Genomic DNA, 16868 nt, shown 5'->3' with positions numbered 1-16868 from the left:
GTGGATACGATGCGAGCCACGATGAGTGCAGTGAATACGAAGGCGAAGAACACGTCAGAGAAACCGGAAACCGAGATGCACAAAAATATTCAAGTACTGGAAAAACAACCTGTCCAACGGGCTCCGGCGCGATTTTCCTCTGAGCCTTCGGATGGATCGCTACGTCTTCACCCCCTGCGCGCACAATTCTGCCAGCAATGGCACTTTACCATCGATGTAGACTGGGTCCCCGGGTCCGAGGTCGGACTGGAGGGGTTATTGGATTTCTGCGATCGATGGAAACTAAAGGCCACAATTTTTGTAGCCGGGCGGTTTGCAGAAACCTATCCAGACCTGGTCAGAGAATGCCGGCGGCGAGGGCACGAACTCGGCACGCATGGGTGGGAGCACGGTGGCCTCGAGCAAGATGAAGATTTCAGATCGGCCAGTTACGACCAGCAGCGAGCCTGGATCCGATTAGCCACGGACGCCGTGGAGAAGGCCGCAGGGATTCGCCCCATCGTGTTCCGCGCCCCGAGCTTGTGGATCGGCGAAACGACCTTGCGTGCGCTCGAAGACGAGGGATACCGCTACGATTCATCTGTGCCGGCCAGGCGATTCGATTGCGGGTTCGGCCGGGTGCATTATCTGAAATACTTTCGTGCTCCGAGTGAGCCCTATCGTCTTTCGTCAAGCCATCTTCGCCTGCCTGGAGACAGTTCGATCATTGAGATAGCCCCCTCAGCATTCCTGTTCCCTATCAATATGGCCACGCTCCGGGTGCTCGGCCTGCCGGTGATGAAGTGGATGGTCCGCCGGATTACCCGACAGGCTTCACGGCTGGTGTTCTATTGCCACCCCTACGAATTCGTGCAGGCACATCGGCAGTCCTTCCCGCGCAACATGTCCAAATGGAACATGAAAGGCATGACGCCGGAGAACATCCCACGTCTTGACGGATTCGTCGAACACATGATGCTGCAAGGCTACGCCCCGACTCTCTTTGCAGACTCGTTTGGCGCGTCGCAGGGCACAAAGCCTCTCACGCGCGGGACGACACGATTTCAGTCCAAGTCGATCGATGGCCGCAGTGAACGTGCGGCCTCACCCCCGGCAGGGGCTGGCAAAGAGACCACTGCCGTTGCACAGGCCCTCGGGCACCGGTACTAGGAATATTCGATGATGCGTTGCGAGCCTCCAATCCACTTCGGGACCTCGCCATGTTCGTACATGGAGGACCAGATGAAAACCGTCCCTGCCAAGTTGATCCAGATGATTAAAGGCAAGGTGTCCGCGAGACTGCCCCGAACGCCCCTGGCCGAGTTTTCGATGGAGACACCGCTAGAAGACCTGGGGCTCGACTCTCTCGATAAACTGACTTTGCTCTTCGAGATTGAAGATCTTTTCAAGGTGGCGATCCCCGATGCCACAGCCTCCCAGATGAAGTGTGGTGCGGACATTCTGGCCTATGTTTCGACCAGCCAGCATACGCGGTGCTGAGGTTGGCATCGGAAGTACAGATGGCTGCATCGGACTTCCGCTTGATCGGTTGCCCTGATTCTGAGATTTAGGCCCCTTCCCGAGTTCGACGTCGGACATCTTGCTCGAGCAAGATGTGAGAACTTCTGCCAGCGCCACTGACCAGGACCGTCATCCGCCAGATTCTGCCCCTGCTTACCACCTGACAAGCGCGACCGCGGCAAACAGGATAGCCAGAGCAAGAACGAGAGAGAATCGCGCGAGCCAGGGAGCCCACAACACCAGAGCCTGCTCGAACGTACTTCGGCTCTCGGCGGGAAGTCGGAGGATTCTCCCGACGCGAGGCCCGACCATGAGATCGTGGGTCAGCGTCAACACAAGAAGGATCGCCACGAGCCCCAGCTTGGCAGCCAGGACCATCGGCCATCCTGATGGGTCTGCAATCGAAATCCCCCGCTGATGCAGCAATAGAGGTCCCGTGAGAAGGAGAACGGCAATCGCGCTCCACACTACCGAGCGAAATCGACGAGCCGTGGTCCGAAAGAACAGCGATCTCTGTGAGACAAAAATCTCACCTCGAAGCACCGGCACGAGCACGACCGACAAGAAAATCGTTCCGCCGATCCAGGTGACCGCCGCCAGCACGTGAAGCCAGACCAGGAGAACGATCATCGCCGCAACCACTCCACCAATCACCTGCCCGTCGTTCTGGGTTCAATGGTGAGAAGTGGACGTCCGGCCTGATTGCTTGGCTCCGATAGGCTAAGGTTCGGGCACCAGGCGATTTCCGCCAGCTCCGTCGCGACCGCAAAGCGGTCTTCTCCATCGACAGGGGACTGGTCCTGATTCATGCGCATACAGGGTGTGCAAATAAACTGGCACGGGACAGGACACCGATGCCCTTCACACCCCACCAGGGTATTGAAGAAGGCGGTTTTCTGCTGACAATACCGCTCGCGATCCCGCGCAATCAGACTGTCGCGATAACAGTTCAGTCGCTGCCAGAGCTTGGTTACACTGGACATTCGCTCGGAGTTGATGCTCGCCCAGGCCCCGGACAGTCTGACCATTTCGCCCACGAGCTGAACCGCCAGGTCGATGCCGGACGGCAGCGACGGGAACGTCCCCATCGCCACCTTCTGGGCATCGACCCATTGCATCGTAAAGCTCGGAGCCTGTTGGGCCAAGCTCAACGCTCTTACGCTATCCTCGTCGACCCGATACGGAATATGGATGACGAGATGCAACATGACTCTGAATTCCTCTAAGGCTCATCGGGTGAGCTGATCACGTGAAAGTCCAAACCGACAGGAATGATCCAGGGCCGGAATTTGTTCCCCTCCATGAACTTGAGCTTCGGAGCGATATTCATTGTCAGCATGGTCATTTAAACTTTATTGATCCCTGCTGCCTCGCCAACCACAGTCGGTACAGCTTGCGTGACGGTGTTGGAATTCCATCTCTTGAACTCCACCCCGAGTTCTCCCAGCAACGACAAGCCTTTGATCCCCAAGAAATCCCAGTGCATCAGGAGATCCAAGCCTCCTCCGATATAGTAGCCAGCCGTACTGTCGTTGCTTCGACCATCATTACGATACACATCTGTGAACACCTCGCCGCTCCGAGACATCAGCCTGGTGATTAAGCCCTTTACCATCCGTCTTTCCCATCACGGTCGTATCTGTCAGCCGCCAACTTTCAAGATTTCTCATGCTGACCGCTGATCGCTGAAAGCTGTTGTCTTTCACCGACAGACTTGGCGCAGCGAAATCCCATCCAATTGATCTTCGTATTAGGATCGGTCCCGTTCCGCATCGCGACCCGCATCGTCGTCGTGCTGTCCATCCATCCGCCGCCACGGAAGGCTTTCTGCGTACCGACCTCAGGGCCTTTGGGGTTTCGATCCGGCGCCGTGGCGTAGTAGTCCTGGTCGTACCAATCGGACACCCATTCAGACACGTTCCCGATCGTCTGATAGAGGCCGAAGGGACTCACGGCATTTTCATATTTATCGACAGAAATGATCGGGGGATAGAGCAAGAGCCGCTCCGGACGATCCCGCACCGGACCGGACAGGCCGGTTCTTCCGAAATTCGCCCGGCTCGGCCCCGCATATTCTTTGCCCCAAGGGAAGAGACGCCCGTCCACTCCCCGCGCCGCTTTCTCCCATTCCGCTTCGGTCGGCAACCGCTTCCCATTCCACTTGCAGTAGGCATCGGCGTCATACCAGGACACATGCATAATGGGATGGTGCGCCATCGCCTCTTGGAAATTTCCGCCCTCATACCGCCAGTCCACTTGTGGCGGGCGATTCGTCGCAAGCACGAACTTGAGATATTCCAGCGCCGTCACTTCGTACTTGCCGATCTCGAAGGCATCCAGATAAACGCGCCGCTGCGGAATCTCGCCGCGATAGGCGAGCCGGTCCGTCTTCTTGTCGCTGCCCATCACAAACTCACCGGCCGGCACTAGGACCATCTCATCCTTGGGTTTCCATGTGGCCACCCGTTCTGCCGCAAGCTTCTTACCCGCCTCGGTCCACTCCATCGTCACATCCTGCGTATCGAGCCCCCAGGCGACGGTTGCGATCACCAGGGCCACTACCAAGGCGATGATCGCATTCACCACCCGATTGACTGTCACCAATCGTTCCATTCCCGCCACATTCATCATCCGGTCTCCTCTGTTACAGGCTAGCGGCGCGAGGCCAGCGGCAAGAGGGGATCGGACTCCCCCCTCTCGCCTTTCGCCTCAAGCCCCTTGCCTACTGCTGATTTCGCACATCGCAATCCCGTCAAATAACTTCTGCGGTCCGGCGTGCCGCCATTACGGCCTGCGGATCGCGCGACCTCCGGATCTTCGTTCCAGGAACCGCCACGGAACACTTTGAGTTCGCCGGTCGCCGGTCCCGTCGGATTGTCCGGCAGGCTGCTCCGGTAGTACTCGGGGTCGAACCAATCCGACACCCACTCACTGACGTTACCGGCCATTTGATGGACACCGTAGGGGCTGACACCCTTGTCATACCGGTTTACATTGGCCAGCGGCGGATACTTAAAGCCTCGTTTCGATCCCGAATGGGCGATATTACTTTTCAGCCACCCGGCCGGTTCGTTCCCCCAGGGGAACATGCGACCATCCTCACCACGCGCGGCCTTTTCCCATTCGGCTTCGGTCGGCAGACGTTTTCCCACCCACCGGCAATAGGCCGTGGCTTCTTCCCAACTCACGCCAATGACCGGATGTGACGCCATCTTTTCGAGAAAGGGATCCTGCATCCAAAACTCCGGCCAGGCCGCTCCAGTCGCCAACACGAATCGAAGATAATGCACGTTGGTGACTTCATACCGGTCGATCTCGAAGGCATTGAGGGAGACGGGCCGCTGCGGCTGCTCCTGAGGTCCAGCCGCGCGATCCACCTTGGGATCGCTACCCATCAAGAACGGTCCTCCCGGCACAGGAACCATCCCCTCGGGAATCTCCAGCAGCGCCAACCGTTCCAGCTCCCAGGGTTGCGCCCAGGGGTCGTGTTTGGGAGACAAATGATCGGCGTACGAGATATCGGGCCAAGAGGCGAGTGGCGCAAGGCACGCGGCGAATAAGAACAGCATGACCAGCCGCCACGTCTGACAGATTTCACTCCATCGTCTCATGCCTATCGCCTCATACCTCATCAGCAAGCCGGCCTCTCTCACCGTTACGTAGGCGGTGTAACCGCTCCCACTCCAGGGATACAGGATCGGAGCTGCTCGAAGGCTTCACGCGCCCTCGTGACGTCAACCCCCACCCATGCAGAGGCCACATCCAGCGAGTTGAAGAGGATGACCCGCAGGCCATGGTCTCTTGATTGCTTCTCATATATTCGCGCGCGATCGTAGGTCGCTTCATTCACCAGAAGCGCCGCTTTCCCCACTCTCAATTTCTCTATCGATCGTCGATAGAGATCGGTGACCTCATGCACCGATTCCGTGGTTGTCTCGAACGATGCGCCTGTGGCATCGACGAGAACGAATACGCCGCGCGCGATGGAGGCATCGCTCACATGCTGGCGCTCATGGGTGAGGACTTCCTCATGGGCGACCACTCCCGTCCACAACTCCAGCACCAGCGATCCCTGATTCAGCACGACATACGTGACCGGCACCTGGGTCCTTCCCCATCGTCCCTGCGGACGACCGCTCTGCAACCATGCCGCGCAATGCGCCGACGCAATCGTTCTAAGAAAACGGGGGAGCCACACGGTACGCGCAGCTCCCCCGTCTCGACCGAGACTATTCCGCTCGCGACTACTTCATCGCCGTCGGAATAGCACGAGGCTCTGGCTCCACATCCGCACGCTTGGCGCCCATTCCTTGAGCGCTCAGCGGTTGGATCCGTGAGTCGCCGGCCGGCAACACACGGAGGTAGCCCCATTGTCCGGACTGCGTATAGGGCAGCCGCGCATTGGACCACACGAAGTCACCCACCTGACGATACGGGCCGCCCGCACCGCCGCGGATAAAGACATCGAGGATCTCAGACCCGGCGTACTCCACCACGCTGATCATGTCGGCACCGGGCATGTAGGGCTCGATCGGCCACTCGTGGCCTTCGACTCCGAACATCCCGTTCTGTTCGCTGTTCGCGCCGATCACATGGATGCGAATCGCGTCACCGGCATGCGCCTCGATCAGAGGCGTGACCGGATCTTCGGGCTTGTCCACCACGCAGGGCTGGAAAATCTTGCCCAGCGAGCAGCCTTGCTCCTCACGGAACTTATAGGGTTCCGCGCGATAGTTGACCGACGTCAACCCGGCGACGTTTTGCACATAGGGCATGAACGCGGTGCCGATGATGTTGTCCTCGTCCTGGAAGAAGAGGGCCACGTCACGGTAGTTCCGCTTGCCGACGTTCTCCGGCAGGCTGGCGTCCACGATGACGTCAGCTCTCCATGAATTCTTCTGCGAGATATCGGCTCCGGTGACAGGGTCCCGATACTGGGAGCCCTTCGGCCCGATGACCACCGCTCCGTACAATCCATTCCTCGGATTGACGACGATGTTGCCACCGTCCCACACCAGCGACGTCGTTTCCTTGTTGGAAGGATGCGCGTAGTAGGTGTAGGTGCGGCTCTCGCCCGGGGCAATCGTCTGATCGCCAGGATTGTTCCCGACGTTCAGGCCCTGGCTGTCTCTTGGATCGAACGCCAGGCCCGGCGCAAAGAATGACGCCCGGCTCGCCTTCATCTTGTTCTTCAGATGGACCTTGATGCAGTCGCCAAGATTGGCGCGCAACGTGAGCGGACTGGGCATCACATTGCCTGCCACCGTGGTCGCTTCTTCTTCCAGCGCGAAGATCTTGCCTTCCGGCACGGTCATTTCGATCTTGCGCTCGAAATCGACCTCGATCGTATCCGGCGCCTTCGGGTGGAGCTTCAACGGACGGTCCAAGGACACGACGTTGAAATTCTTCACCGGGGCATCGGACGGACAGACGGAACTCGGCGTGGCCGGAATCCCGAGAGGATTGGTTCCTCTGGGCAATGGCTTCAGGTCCGCCACTTCTTTATCGAGCACGCGCAGGATGCCCCATCCACCTTCGGCGAAGTGTGACGTTCTGCCGTTGAAGTGAATGTAGTCGCCCGGCATGCCCTGGAATCCGCCCGCTTTGCTCACGAGGTCATACCGTTCGGCGATCCCGACGTGAATCGAGTTCTTCCGATTGGCATCCGCCGCATACCGTTCCGTGAGGAAGGTATGGCCGGAAATGGTCCAGACATGGGATTCGTTCATGAGCTGGTGCAACAGACGGAACACCATGGTGTCCCCTGTGTACGCCCGCAAAAGCGGCGTACCAGGATCGCCATGGATCGCGCTGTTGAACAGCTTGGACGTATCCGGATTGTTGGACAGACGTTGCGCAAACGGAGCTGCGCGGAAGTTGAACCCGCTACCGGTCGTATGCGTCCCGCCGTTGATGTACTTGTTCGGAGAGGCCAGAATCTTATCCGGCATCTGGAACGAAATGGTCTTACCGGCTTCCAACGCCACTTCAATGGGCTGTCCCGGAGGATTACCCGCTTCAATGGTGTTCACCGTGTGCGGAACGGTGTCATGGATCGACACCATTAACTCACGGAAGCTGCCGCTGACTCCGGCACCAATCGGCTCGTTGCTGTGAATATCGGCAATCGGACCGCTATACACCAACTTGCCGTTCTTCGGATCGTGATAGGTGGACCCGAACGGCTCCACGATCGTCACGCCGAACCCGCCATGCGGCCAGGTCGTCGCGCCGAACGCATGATCATGCCAGAACACGGTCCCCATATCGACGTCCACCCACCACCGGTACCGCACGAACTCCGGCGACACGAGATCGCCCGCCGGATGGTTCTGCTTCAATCCGGTGAAGAATGTCAGTTCATCACCCTTGATGCTCTTGATGCGGACCACTTCCTGACAGCTCTTGTCCCGCGGCAGTGACGCCGTGGCATCGTGGCCCTTCTCCAGACAATCCATGCCCACCATGACTTCGGTGTTCAGGTGGAAGGGCGTGGCGCCCGGCGCCATCTGAATCTTGATGGACTTGGCACCTGCCTTCGCGGCACCCGTCAACTTCCCGACCATCGGCGCCGGCAACCCATGCTTGGTCTTCTTGCCCCACATGGTGAACGGACGAACCGACATTTCATACTCGAACCCGGAGATGACCCCATCCGAATTCCCCGTGTCGAACTGGAAGAAGTGGGGATGGATGTTGATCTTGGACGACTGGAAATTCGTGTAATCGTCGTCGTCCCACTCGCTCGTCAACAACAAGTCCACACAGTCATACACGTTAGCGCGAATGACCGCCGGAAGCTTGAGGTCGTCGTTCGCTCTGGTCAGGTTCTCCTCTTCATGGAGCACGTAGATCAGACCGTCCTTGTCGACCATCGCCGGCTCTTTCCCCTGCGCCTTCGCCAGGGTAATCGGCATACGGACGAAATGGATGTTGTAATGCTTGCGATTGGCATTATCGGGGCAGAGGCTCCAACGGCCCTGCTCGCCCGGCTTGGCCGGCTCTGAGGTCCGCTCACCATTTTCATCCTGGTGAATCGGCTCCAGCCATGGCGCACCACTATGGTTCGAAGAGAACGGCACCCGCTTGCCGAAGTGCGGTTTGAACAGCGGCCAGGACATCTTGGCCGTGGTCGGGTCAAACAGGATGGCCGGTCTGGTGCTGTCATCCCACTTGGCTGCCGCCGGGTACTTCGGATTCTTGGCGGTGCTTTCGCGCTCGCCCCTGGCGATGTTGCCGTCCCACTTCCAATCCCACACGGTGGAATCGTAAGACAGGATCTGGGCCTTCTCATCGTTCGTGTGGCCTGGCTGACCAGCGGCCGGCACAAACATCTCGACCCAATCCTTGACGTTCACAATGACGGGATCGGACTTCCAGTTGGTCTTCTGGCTCTTGTCGACGATCTTGAACACCTTCCCGAACCAATCGACGGTCGTCCCGATCAGCTTATCGGACGACACGCCCTGCTTCATCCGGCCCTTCCGGTCCGGCAATTCCGCCAAGTCAGGCATCGTGTCCGTGTGGGCCGCGCCGACTTGCAACGTATTGTAGAAACGTCCGTACCCCCACATGCCCGCCACATAATGGTGCGCGACATGGCAGTGATACAGGAACTCTCCGGCCAGATGCTGGCAGCCACCGCCCCCGCATTCCGGTTCGAGGTCCAAGGCTTCTGACGGCCCGATGACTTCCACGTCCACGCGATCGGACTTGGTCCGCACGACCGGATACTTCACCGGACCATCCTGCCCCTTGTACCAATGTTCTTCCTGATCGGCACGCGGGCTGCGCTGCCAGCGGATCGTTCCACTGTGAGGATGGTGGGAATGGAACACTTCCGATCCACCATGCACCAACCGCCACTTGACCGGATCGCCCAGATAGCCGCGGGCAATCGTGGTCGGCGTATCGCCGAACGTATAGGCGCTGTAGGCCATCGACTCATCTTCGAAGCCGAAATACTCGTGCTGCAGATGCATTTCATCGATACCGAAGGGCTCGCTGCGATAGTTGATCGCACGGCCACCCGGACGATAGGCATCGGTCAGCGGATCGCGCTGCGGGAGGAAGTCGCCCTTCTTGTTCAACGGACGGAAGGCTTCATCGCCGATCTCGTGATAGAACAACACGAACTCGCGGAAGTCCGGTCCGGACCCGTTGTCGATGTTCACTTGCCAGCCGCTCGTGACCGGCTTATCGGGACCAGTCCCCAACGCATCGACGTAGCTCGACCCCTTCGGCTCCACAATGAGGGCGCCGAACAGACCCAGCACGGTCAACTCACGGTCATGGCTGTAGGAGTGAAACTGCCGCACCCCCTCCTGCATCTGGGGATGGATGTACCACTCGAACTCCTGCGACTTGCCAGGAGCCACGATGGACTCAGGATTCGTCGTCGTGGCCGGCTTGCCGGTCGCGCTGACGATCATGCTGGAGGCACTGATGAACAGACTGCCGTCCTCACCTTCCATCTGGTTGCGGAGAGTCATTTTCATGCAGTCGCCCTGGTTGACGCGAAGCACCAGGGGCTGAATCATGTCGCCCTGTAACCCGGTGGTCACCGCGCCTGGATCGAAGCCATCCTTGTCACGCGCGGCTTTGTTCTTGGCTTCTTCGGCCCGCACTTTGTCGACATCCTGGGCCAGCACATACATGTAGCCTGGATAGAAATCGAGCCAACGGTTCAACGTGATCTCGATGTTGACCATCGCCACGTCATACTTCTTCACCGGCGCACCGGCCGGGCACTTCCCGCCCGAGGTCATCACCGGCTCGCCCTTAGTCCCATCCGACATGAGCAAGAAGCTGCTGCCGTCCTGCCCCATGTACTGGTGCATCATCGACATCTCGTTGAAGGCACCGGACGTCTGCTGCGCCTTGGCATCTTTCTGCGCCTGCTGCTCGAGCTTCTCCATCAGGCGGTGGTGCTGCATCTCCATCTTTTCTGCATTACCGGCACGGCCCTCCATGGCGTTCTCCACCACGGTCTGGCCCTTCAACTGCTGAGTCCATCCCGGCATGGCGACCGGAGTGGCATGCCCCTGATGGGGTTCCTCTCCTGCTCCCGCCGCAAACAGCCCCGGTGTTGCCACCAGACTGCCGGCCAGCAAGACGCTTTGCAGCATCAGTGCTAACCCCGTACGGCGCCGCTTGCGCGTTGGTTGAAACACATCACCCCTCATAGTACGGCCTCCCCTCTTAATGCCCGCCTCACCAGGCGGATGGTTGAATCCAACACTCGTCGTTTGTGAAACAATTCCGGAATCGGTCGATCTACGATCTGTTGAATGTTGGAAATTCACCGGATCGACAGATGTCTTCCACTTCACGTCTCTTGGCCTTCGTTAGGTGCTGGTGAAGGGTCCTCCTTACGGAGGAAAGGGTCATTCGGAGGCCGGTCCTAATCACCCAGACCTCCACCAGCAACGCTACGTATACGCAGCTTGCATGCCTCAACAGAGCAATCAGGAAGGATGAGCAGCTAATCCGCTCCAGGCTTGACGATTCACACATGACGGCTCTGTGCCGCACATCCCGTCGCCCAAATAATCTTCTATGAAACTAGACAGTCTCATCGTGCAGTAATTGCAAATGCTGCAAATTCAAATAGATGGACTGTCCAATCTATTGGACAGCTGAGATGGAAATGTGGGGCGGAAACGGGCAGACGCGAGAGCCTCGGCGAAGAGAAATGGGAGACGCAAGATGGATTGGCGGCACAAGAAAGAAGGCGTACTGAGTCAGCAGTGGCAGGGTCGAGGAACACCAACAGGCGGGGAATAGCATGTGGTCGTATGGACCACTTTGCTCACGTCAGATTTCACCCACTCCATAACTACGGAGCTTGTTATAGAGGCTCGCCCGGCTGATCTTGAGGAGCTTGGCAGCCTGCGCACGATTATTCCCTGTTTGCTGGAGCGCTTGAAGAATCCGCGTATGCTCAGCCTGGCGGGTCGCCTCGCGGGCAACGGTACGGAGATCGTGCGCTGCCGGGTCCGATCCCATTGCCACAATGTCCGTACACTTCAACGTGGGACCCGTGGTCGTGACGACGGCCCGCTCTATATAATGTTGAAGTTCCCGCACGTTGCCGGGCCATGTGGCCTGAATCAGCGCCTGCATCACATCCGGCGAGACCTGCCGGACCGGCTGCCGGTGGCGTCTGCAGGACGCCGCCACGAAGTGCTGCACCAGGAGCGGGATATCTTCCTGCCGGAGACGGAGTGGAGGAAGAGACAGGGGCAGCACGGCAAGCCGATAGTAGAGGTCTTGCCGAAAGGTCTTGGCTTTGACGAGTTCGACCAAATCCTTGTTCGTCGCCGACACGACTCGCACATCGATTTTGATCGGTTGATTGCCGCCGACCCGCTTGATCTCCCCCTCCTGAAGCACCCGCAGCAGCTTGGCTTGAAACGTGGCAGTGGTATCGGCGATTTCATCCAGGAAGATCGTCCCGCCATCCGCCTCTTCGAAGAGTCCACGTTTGGCCGCATGTGCGCCGGTGAAGGAGCCCCTCACATGGCCGAACAGCTCACTCTCCAACAGCGTTTCCGGCAACGAACCGCAATCGACCACGACGAACGGCTTGTCCCGTCGATAGCTGGTCAGGTGAATCGTTTTCGCCACCAGTTCCTTGCCGGTACCGCTCTCCCCCTGAATCAACACGGTGGCGCAACTGTCCGCCACGAGCCGGATCATCTCGAGTACTTCTCGCATCGGCGCGCTCGAGCCGATCAACTCGCCCAGCTTCGTCCCCTGCTTCGCGGCTGCATGTGCACCGTTCGTCTGCACCTCGGCTTTCGGCAAGGCCTTAAACAGCACCAGTACCGACTCGACCGCTCCGCTGCTTGACACAAGCGGAAATGCCTGATGCATCCCGCAGGCCGTGCCGTCCCCGCCGGAGGCACAGGCCACGGACCGGACCTCAGGCGATTCGTACATCTTGGTCGCCGGGCAGGTGCCACAGGGATCGCTCCGGTGAGCAAAAGCCTGATAACACTTGGCTGAACGGCCCGATGACGTCGATACGTCTTCAGACCATGCCGATTCGTTCGCGTAAATCACGTTGAAATCACGATCCAACACCGCCACTCGATCGGAAAACCCACCGGCTAACTGCTTGATGGCTTCCAGTCGAGCGGCAAGGATGGGATCGGTCAGGATGGGTACAGATGAAGGGGCTCGTTGAGATCCGGCCATCTCACACCTCTCACAAACTAAAGAGTCGCTAGGATACAAGGTCTCAATCTATTTCCCCATGCAATGCCGGGCCTAAGAGACGCCGGACGGTTCCCTTGAGTTCGCTGAGGCGAACCGGCTTGTCAAAATAGGCCTCGACGCCGATGGCCAAGGCATCGGCTTTCGTCTTGGGATCGCCAAACGACGTGAGCAGCACAATCGGGACCCCGGGAGCAAAGGTCCTGAGCCTGGCAATATAATCTAACCCCCCTGCCGGCATACGGAGATCCGTGAGAATCAATGTCGGACGAGCATCCAGCACCGACCGAAGCGCCTCATCTCCATCGGCCGCTTCCCGGATAGAGACCCCCAGATCCCACAACTCATCGCACAACAGACTTCGCATGTCCTGATCGTCTTCGGCAATGAGTAGGACGACTGGCGCCCGTTCCTGCAACATCACGTACCCCCTCTGCCACTCACCCCATTGGCTTGCGTGAAAGACAAGAATTCACAACCTATGCCAGCTCGCCTCCGAGCGGTCGTCCGGCCATGGAATCCGTAAGTGCGCTAATCCGTTTGAAATTATTATGGGGATGCGCGACTCGTGGTGGGGAAAGCAGTTGGAGCTGGCGAGAATTGGGACAGGCACCATCCCGCTCCTGTCGCAGATCGCGACAGAGAGGGATCACCGGCAATCGCCTTTCTATGAGGGGCCTATTGTATTGATGGAGGCGTACCAGCAGACTGAGCCTGGTCAATAGGGAGTCGGATGGTAAAGGTTGTCCCCTTTTCGACGGCACTCTCCAGGGTAATGGTCCCGCCATGTTCCTCGATGATGCCTTTCACCACCGTGAGACCCAAGCCGGTCCCCTTTCCAAAATCTTTGGTGGTGAAGAAAGGATCGAAGATTTTTGCGCGGATCTCCTCCGGCATGCCATGTCCGGTATCGGCAACCTCAAGGCGCACGAACTCGCCTTCATGCGCGAGACCCAGCCTGAGACGCCCTCCCTCCGGCATGGCATGGAGACTGTTCATCACGAGATTGATGAGCACCTGGATGAGCTGGTCTTGATCGGCATGGACAAAGGGCAACGACGATTCAATCGTCGTGTCGACCGCGATGTGACTGTGGGCGATCCGTTCCTGGAACATTTCCAGGCTATCGTCCACGATCTTGGCAAGATCGACGGCCCGCCGTTCCGGCGTCCTCCTCCGGGCAAAGGCCAGGAGTTGGTTCATCACCTTGGTGATGCGCTCGACCTGCGTGATGATGGTGGTCAGGCCCTTCTTCATCCCGTCATCGGCTGCGCGTTGGAGCAGGTATTCCGCACGTCCGAGGATCACGTTCATCGGCGTCCCGATTTCATGCGCCATACCGGACGCCAATGTGCCCAATTCCGCCAACCGCTCAGCCCGCCGGAGTTGCACCTCCAGACGTTTGCGCTCTGAAATATCCACGACCGACGCCACCACCCCCATCCCCTTGGCCGTCTGAATAGGCGTAAGCCCGATTTCCACCGCAAACTCGCTCCCGTCCTTCCGCAAACCGAACAACTCGCGCTGCCCCCCCATCGATCGAGCCTGGGGGGCCTTCATGAACCCGGCATGGTGCTGCCGATGATCGGTTCGAAACGGTCCTGGAATGAGTATCTCGACCGACTGGCCGAGTAACTCGCCTCTCTCATAGCCGAATTGGTGAAGCGCAGAGGCATTCACCATCATGATCGCTCCACGCTCATCAACGAGCAACATCCCATTGGGAGCGGCCTCCACAATAAGACGAAACTGCTGCTCGTTATCGAACGACTCTGGACTCACGCCGGCGTCTTCCCTTCGATCTCGCCCAACTTCCGATAGAGCGTCTTGCGATCGATCCCGAGTACTTGCGCGGCCTGGTATTTATTGCCGCCGGTCTTCTCGAGGATCTTGAGAATGTATTCTTTCTCCACTTGGTCCAGCGGGAGGGTCCGTTCAGCCGCATCATCGAGGAGTCTCCGGTCGCCACGGGCGCCCTGAAGCGTCACCGGCAGGTCGTCCGGGACAATCTGTTCGCTCCGGCTGAGCGTGACGGCCCGTTCGATCACATTTTCCAATTCACGCACATTGCCCGGCCAGGCATAATCCACCAGCATGGCCAGCGCAGACTCGCTCACGCCCTGTATCTGTTTCCCGCGGGACGCGGCACACTTCTTCATGAACGCATCCACGAGCAACGGGATATCTTCGCGACGCTCACGCAAGGGGGGAAGGCGTAGTTCGATCACATTCAGCCGGTAATACAAATCCTCCCGGAAATGTTTCGCCTTGACCTCTTCCGTCAGGTTGAGATTCGTCGCCGCAATGATGCGGACATCCACCGCGATCGGCTTGTTCGCCCCCACACGACGGATTTCTTTCTCCTGGATCGCGCGCAAAATCTTGGCCTGCAGCATCAATGGCAGTTCGCTGATCTCGTCGAGGAACAGCGTCCCCTTTTGCGCCTCTTCAAAGAGGCCCCGCTTATCCACCTTGGCATCCGTGAATGAGCCACGCATATGGCCGAACAGCTCGCTTTCGAGCAGCTGTTCCGGGATGGCGGCGCAGTTGACGGGAATGAACGGCGCATCCTTGCGGTCGCTATTATAATGGATGGCCTTGGCCACTAATTCTTTGCCGGTTCCGCTCTCGCCGGTGATCAATAAATTCGTGGGACTGTCGGCCACGCGCCGGATCAGGTCAAACACCTCCTGCATCGGCTTGCTCTTGCCGATAATCTGATGGAAGCTATACTCCTTGTGCACTTCCCGCCGGAGCCGATTCACTTCCCGTCGTAACGCCGCTTCGCGAATCGCGCGCTCGACCACACGAACCAACTCCTCGTTTTTCACCGGCTTGGTCAAGTAGTCGCTGGCGCCCCGCTTCATGGCCTCCACCGCGGTGTCCACCGACCCGAACGCGGTCATGAGTATGACCCCGATGTCCGGGTAGAGGCGCCTGATCTCCGTGAGCAACTCCGTCCCCAGCATCCCTTTCATCCGCAAATCCGTCAGCACGACCGCGTGGTCTTTTTCCTCCAACAGCTTGAGAGCCTCCGGTCCGCTCCCCGCCATCGTGATCTGATGCCCACGGTCCTTGAGAACATCATGGACAAGTTCTCGCATTTCCGCATCGTCATCGACGACGAGAATCGCACCCCACTCTTCGGTCATGCTGCACTCCTTCTCTGCTGACAGGAAATCAGACGCTAGCCCTTTGACCAAGTATGGTCAAGCCTCCCGTCGCGAAATGCGACAGGCACAGCCCAACCTTTGGGGACAAACGCCCCAATGTTCCAACGATTGCACCGGCTTTGCCAACGTACAGGAATGAAAATGCAAGGGTGGGACCAACGGCTGACTGAACGGGGATGGAAGAACAGGCCCCTGACAGCGGTATAGACTCGCTGTCAGGGGCAGGATTGAAAAGGCTGCGCTACTTTACCTTGGAGAAATCAGCGGCGATTCTCGCCTCTTTTCCATCCTGAAGATTCACGACGAACAGGGACGCTGCCTGGGGATCAAACTTTTCATACGCGAACGATGCCGTAAAGCGCGAGCGGTAGGCCGGTCCACTGCCTTCATTCTTTCGGCCACGTTCGGCTTTGGTGATATCGATGGGCTTGATCTTCTTGGAGCCCTGTTGCAACTCGATCAAGGCACCTTCTGCAAAATACTCGTCATCGCCACAGAGCTGCACTTCGATTTCCATATTGGGCATGTCCACGACTTTCTTGATGAATTCGTCGGGCATACGCACATCCATCTTTCGCTTCTTAGACTCGGCCGCTTCCTGCCGGCCAAAGGCTTCCAGGCGATACCGCTTGGTCCTGAGGATGGCACTGGCTCCACAGGAATCTTTCTCTGGATCGGCACCCACTCGCGTCACCAGGGAAGCTTGCTGAAGAACTTTCTTGACGTCCTCCGGGCTATTGGCCTTCTCCATCGGCGCCCGCCCGGCTTCCAAGGCCTTCTGCGCCTCTTCCGCGGATAATTTCACATCGATCGCCAGGGCCGTCTGGGGACCGACGACCGTCAGCAGACCCACGACAACACAGGTGACAACGACTCCAACCTGCGCCACTGATGTCAGGCATCGCACGCTCATAACGTCCTCCGTAAACAAGACAACAAATGATGGGGCGGTATTGTACGGAAACCCCTACTCCT

At 58.5% G+C, this 16868-nt stretch carries 15 protein-coding genes; 2 read left to right on the top strand and 13 right to left on the bottom strand.

Annotation, left to right across the window (positions count from 1 at the left end; translation table 11 throughout):
• The first annotated feature begins 9 nt into the window (after positions 1–9).
• Complete coding sequence (locus tag Q8N00_04105) at positions 10–1149, top strand: polysaccharide deacetylase family protein (GenBank protein MDP2381965.1); 1140 nt, start codon at positions 10–12, stop codon at positions 1147–1149.
• Between the two features lie 72 nt (positions 1150–1221).
• A complete protein-coding gene (locus Q8N00_04100; protein ID MDP2381964.1) occupies positions 1222–1479 on the top strand; it encodes a phosphopantetheine-binding protein in 258 nt (85 codons plus the stop codon).
• A gap of 174 nt (positions 1480–1653) precedes the next feature.
• Here Q8N00_04100 and Q8N00_04095 read toward each other — a convergent pair whose 3' ends face one another.
• From Q8N00_04095 to Q8N00_04035, 13 genes are all read right to left on the bottom strand, one after another.
• A complete protein-coding gene (locus tag Q8N00_04095) occupies positions 1654–2130 on the bottom strand; it encodes a hypothetical protein (GenBank protein ID MDP2381963.1) in 477 nt (158 codons plus the stop codon).
• A gap of 20 nt (positions 2131–2150) precedes the next feature.
• Positions 2151–2708 carry a hypothetical protein gene (locus Q8N00_04090; GenBank protein ID MDP2381962.1) on the bottom strand — a complete coding sequence of 186 codons (558 nt, stop codon included), beginning with the start codon at positions 2706–2708 and terminating at the stop codon, positions 2151–2153.
• Between the two features lie 14 nt (positions 2709–2722).
• The gene (locus Q8N00_04085) at positions 2723–2845 is read right to left on the bottom strand and encodes a hypothetical protein (GenBank protein MDP2381961.1); all 123 of its coding nucleotides are present in this window, start codon (positions 2843–2845) and stop codon (positions 2723–2725) included.
• Positions 2846–3115, bottom strand: coding sequence for a hypothetical protein (locus tag Q8N00_04080; protein MDP2381960.1), 270 nt, complete (start codon positions 3113–3115; stop codon positions 2846–2848).
• 41 nt (positions 3116–3156) lie between these two features.
• Positions 3157–4131: an SUMF1/EgtB/PvdO family nonheme iron enzyme gene (locus Q8N00_04075; protein MDP2381959.1), complete on the bottom strand. Its 975-nt coding sequence runs from the start codon at positions 4129–4131 to the stop codon at positions 3157–3159.
• A gap of 20 nt (positions 4132–4151) precedes the next feature.
• Positions 4152–5111: a formylglycine-generating enzyme family protein gene (locus Q8N00_04070; GenBank protein MDP2381958.1), complete on the bottom strand. Its 960-nt coding sequence runs from the start codon at positions 5109–5111 to the stop codon at positions 4152–4154.
• Positions 5112–5155: 44 nt separating this feature from the next.
• Positions 5156–5698 carry a hypothetical protein gene (locus tag Q8N00_04065; protein MDP2381957.1) on the bottom strand — a complete coding sequence of 181 codons (543 nt, stop codon included), beginning with the start codon at positions 5696–5698 and terminating at the stop codon, positions 5156–5158.
• A gap of 46 nt (positions 5699–5744) precedes the next feature.
• Positions 5745–10673: a hypothetical protein gene (locus Q8N00_04060; GenBank protein ID MDP2381956.1), complete on the bottom strand. Its 4929-nt coding sequence runs from the start codon at positions 10671–10673 to the stop codon at positions 5745–5747.
• Positions 10674–11316: 643 nt separating this feature from the next.
• Complete coding sequence (locus Q8N00_04055) at positions 11317–12702, bottom strand: sigma-54 dependent transcriptional regulator (GenBank protein MDP2381955.1); 1386 nt, start codon at positions 12700–12702, stop codon at positions 11317–11319.
• Between the two features lie 43 nt (positions 12703–12745).
• On the bottom strand, positions 12746–13141 hold the full coding sequence (locus tag Q8N00_04050) for a response regulator (protein MDP2381954.1): 396 nt from the start codon (positions 13139–13141) through the stop codon (positions 12746–12748).
• A 257-nt stretch (positions 13142–13398) separates the two neighbouring features.
• Complete coding sequence (locus Q8N00_04045; protein ID MDP2381953.1) at positions 13399–14502, bottom strand: PAS domain S-box protein; 1104 nt, start codon at positions 14500–14502, stop codon at positions 13399–13401.
• On the bottom strand, positions 14499–15872 hold the full coding sequence (locus tag Q8N00_04040; protein MDP2381952.1) for a sigma-54 dependent transcriptional regulator: 1374 nt from the start codon (positions 15870–15872) through the stop codon (positions 14499–14501). The genes Q8N00_04045 and Q8N00_04040 overlap by 4 nt, the downstream gene beginning before the upstream one ends.
• Positions 15873–16134: 262 nt before the next feature.
• A complete protein-coding gene (locus Q8N00_04035) occupies positions 16135–16806 on the bottom strand; it encodes a hypothetical protein (GenBank protein ID MDP2381951.1) in 672 nt (223 codons plus the stop codon).
• Positions 16807–16868 lie beyond the last annotated feature (62 nt).

The sequence above is a fragment of the Nitrospirota bacterium genome, assembly GCA_030684575.1.
GTDB lineage: Bacteria > Nitrospirota > Nitrospiria > Nitrospirales > Nitrospiraceae > Palsa-1315.
This window is presented reverse-complemented; position numbering and strand designations above follow the sequence as displayed.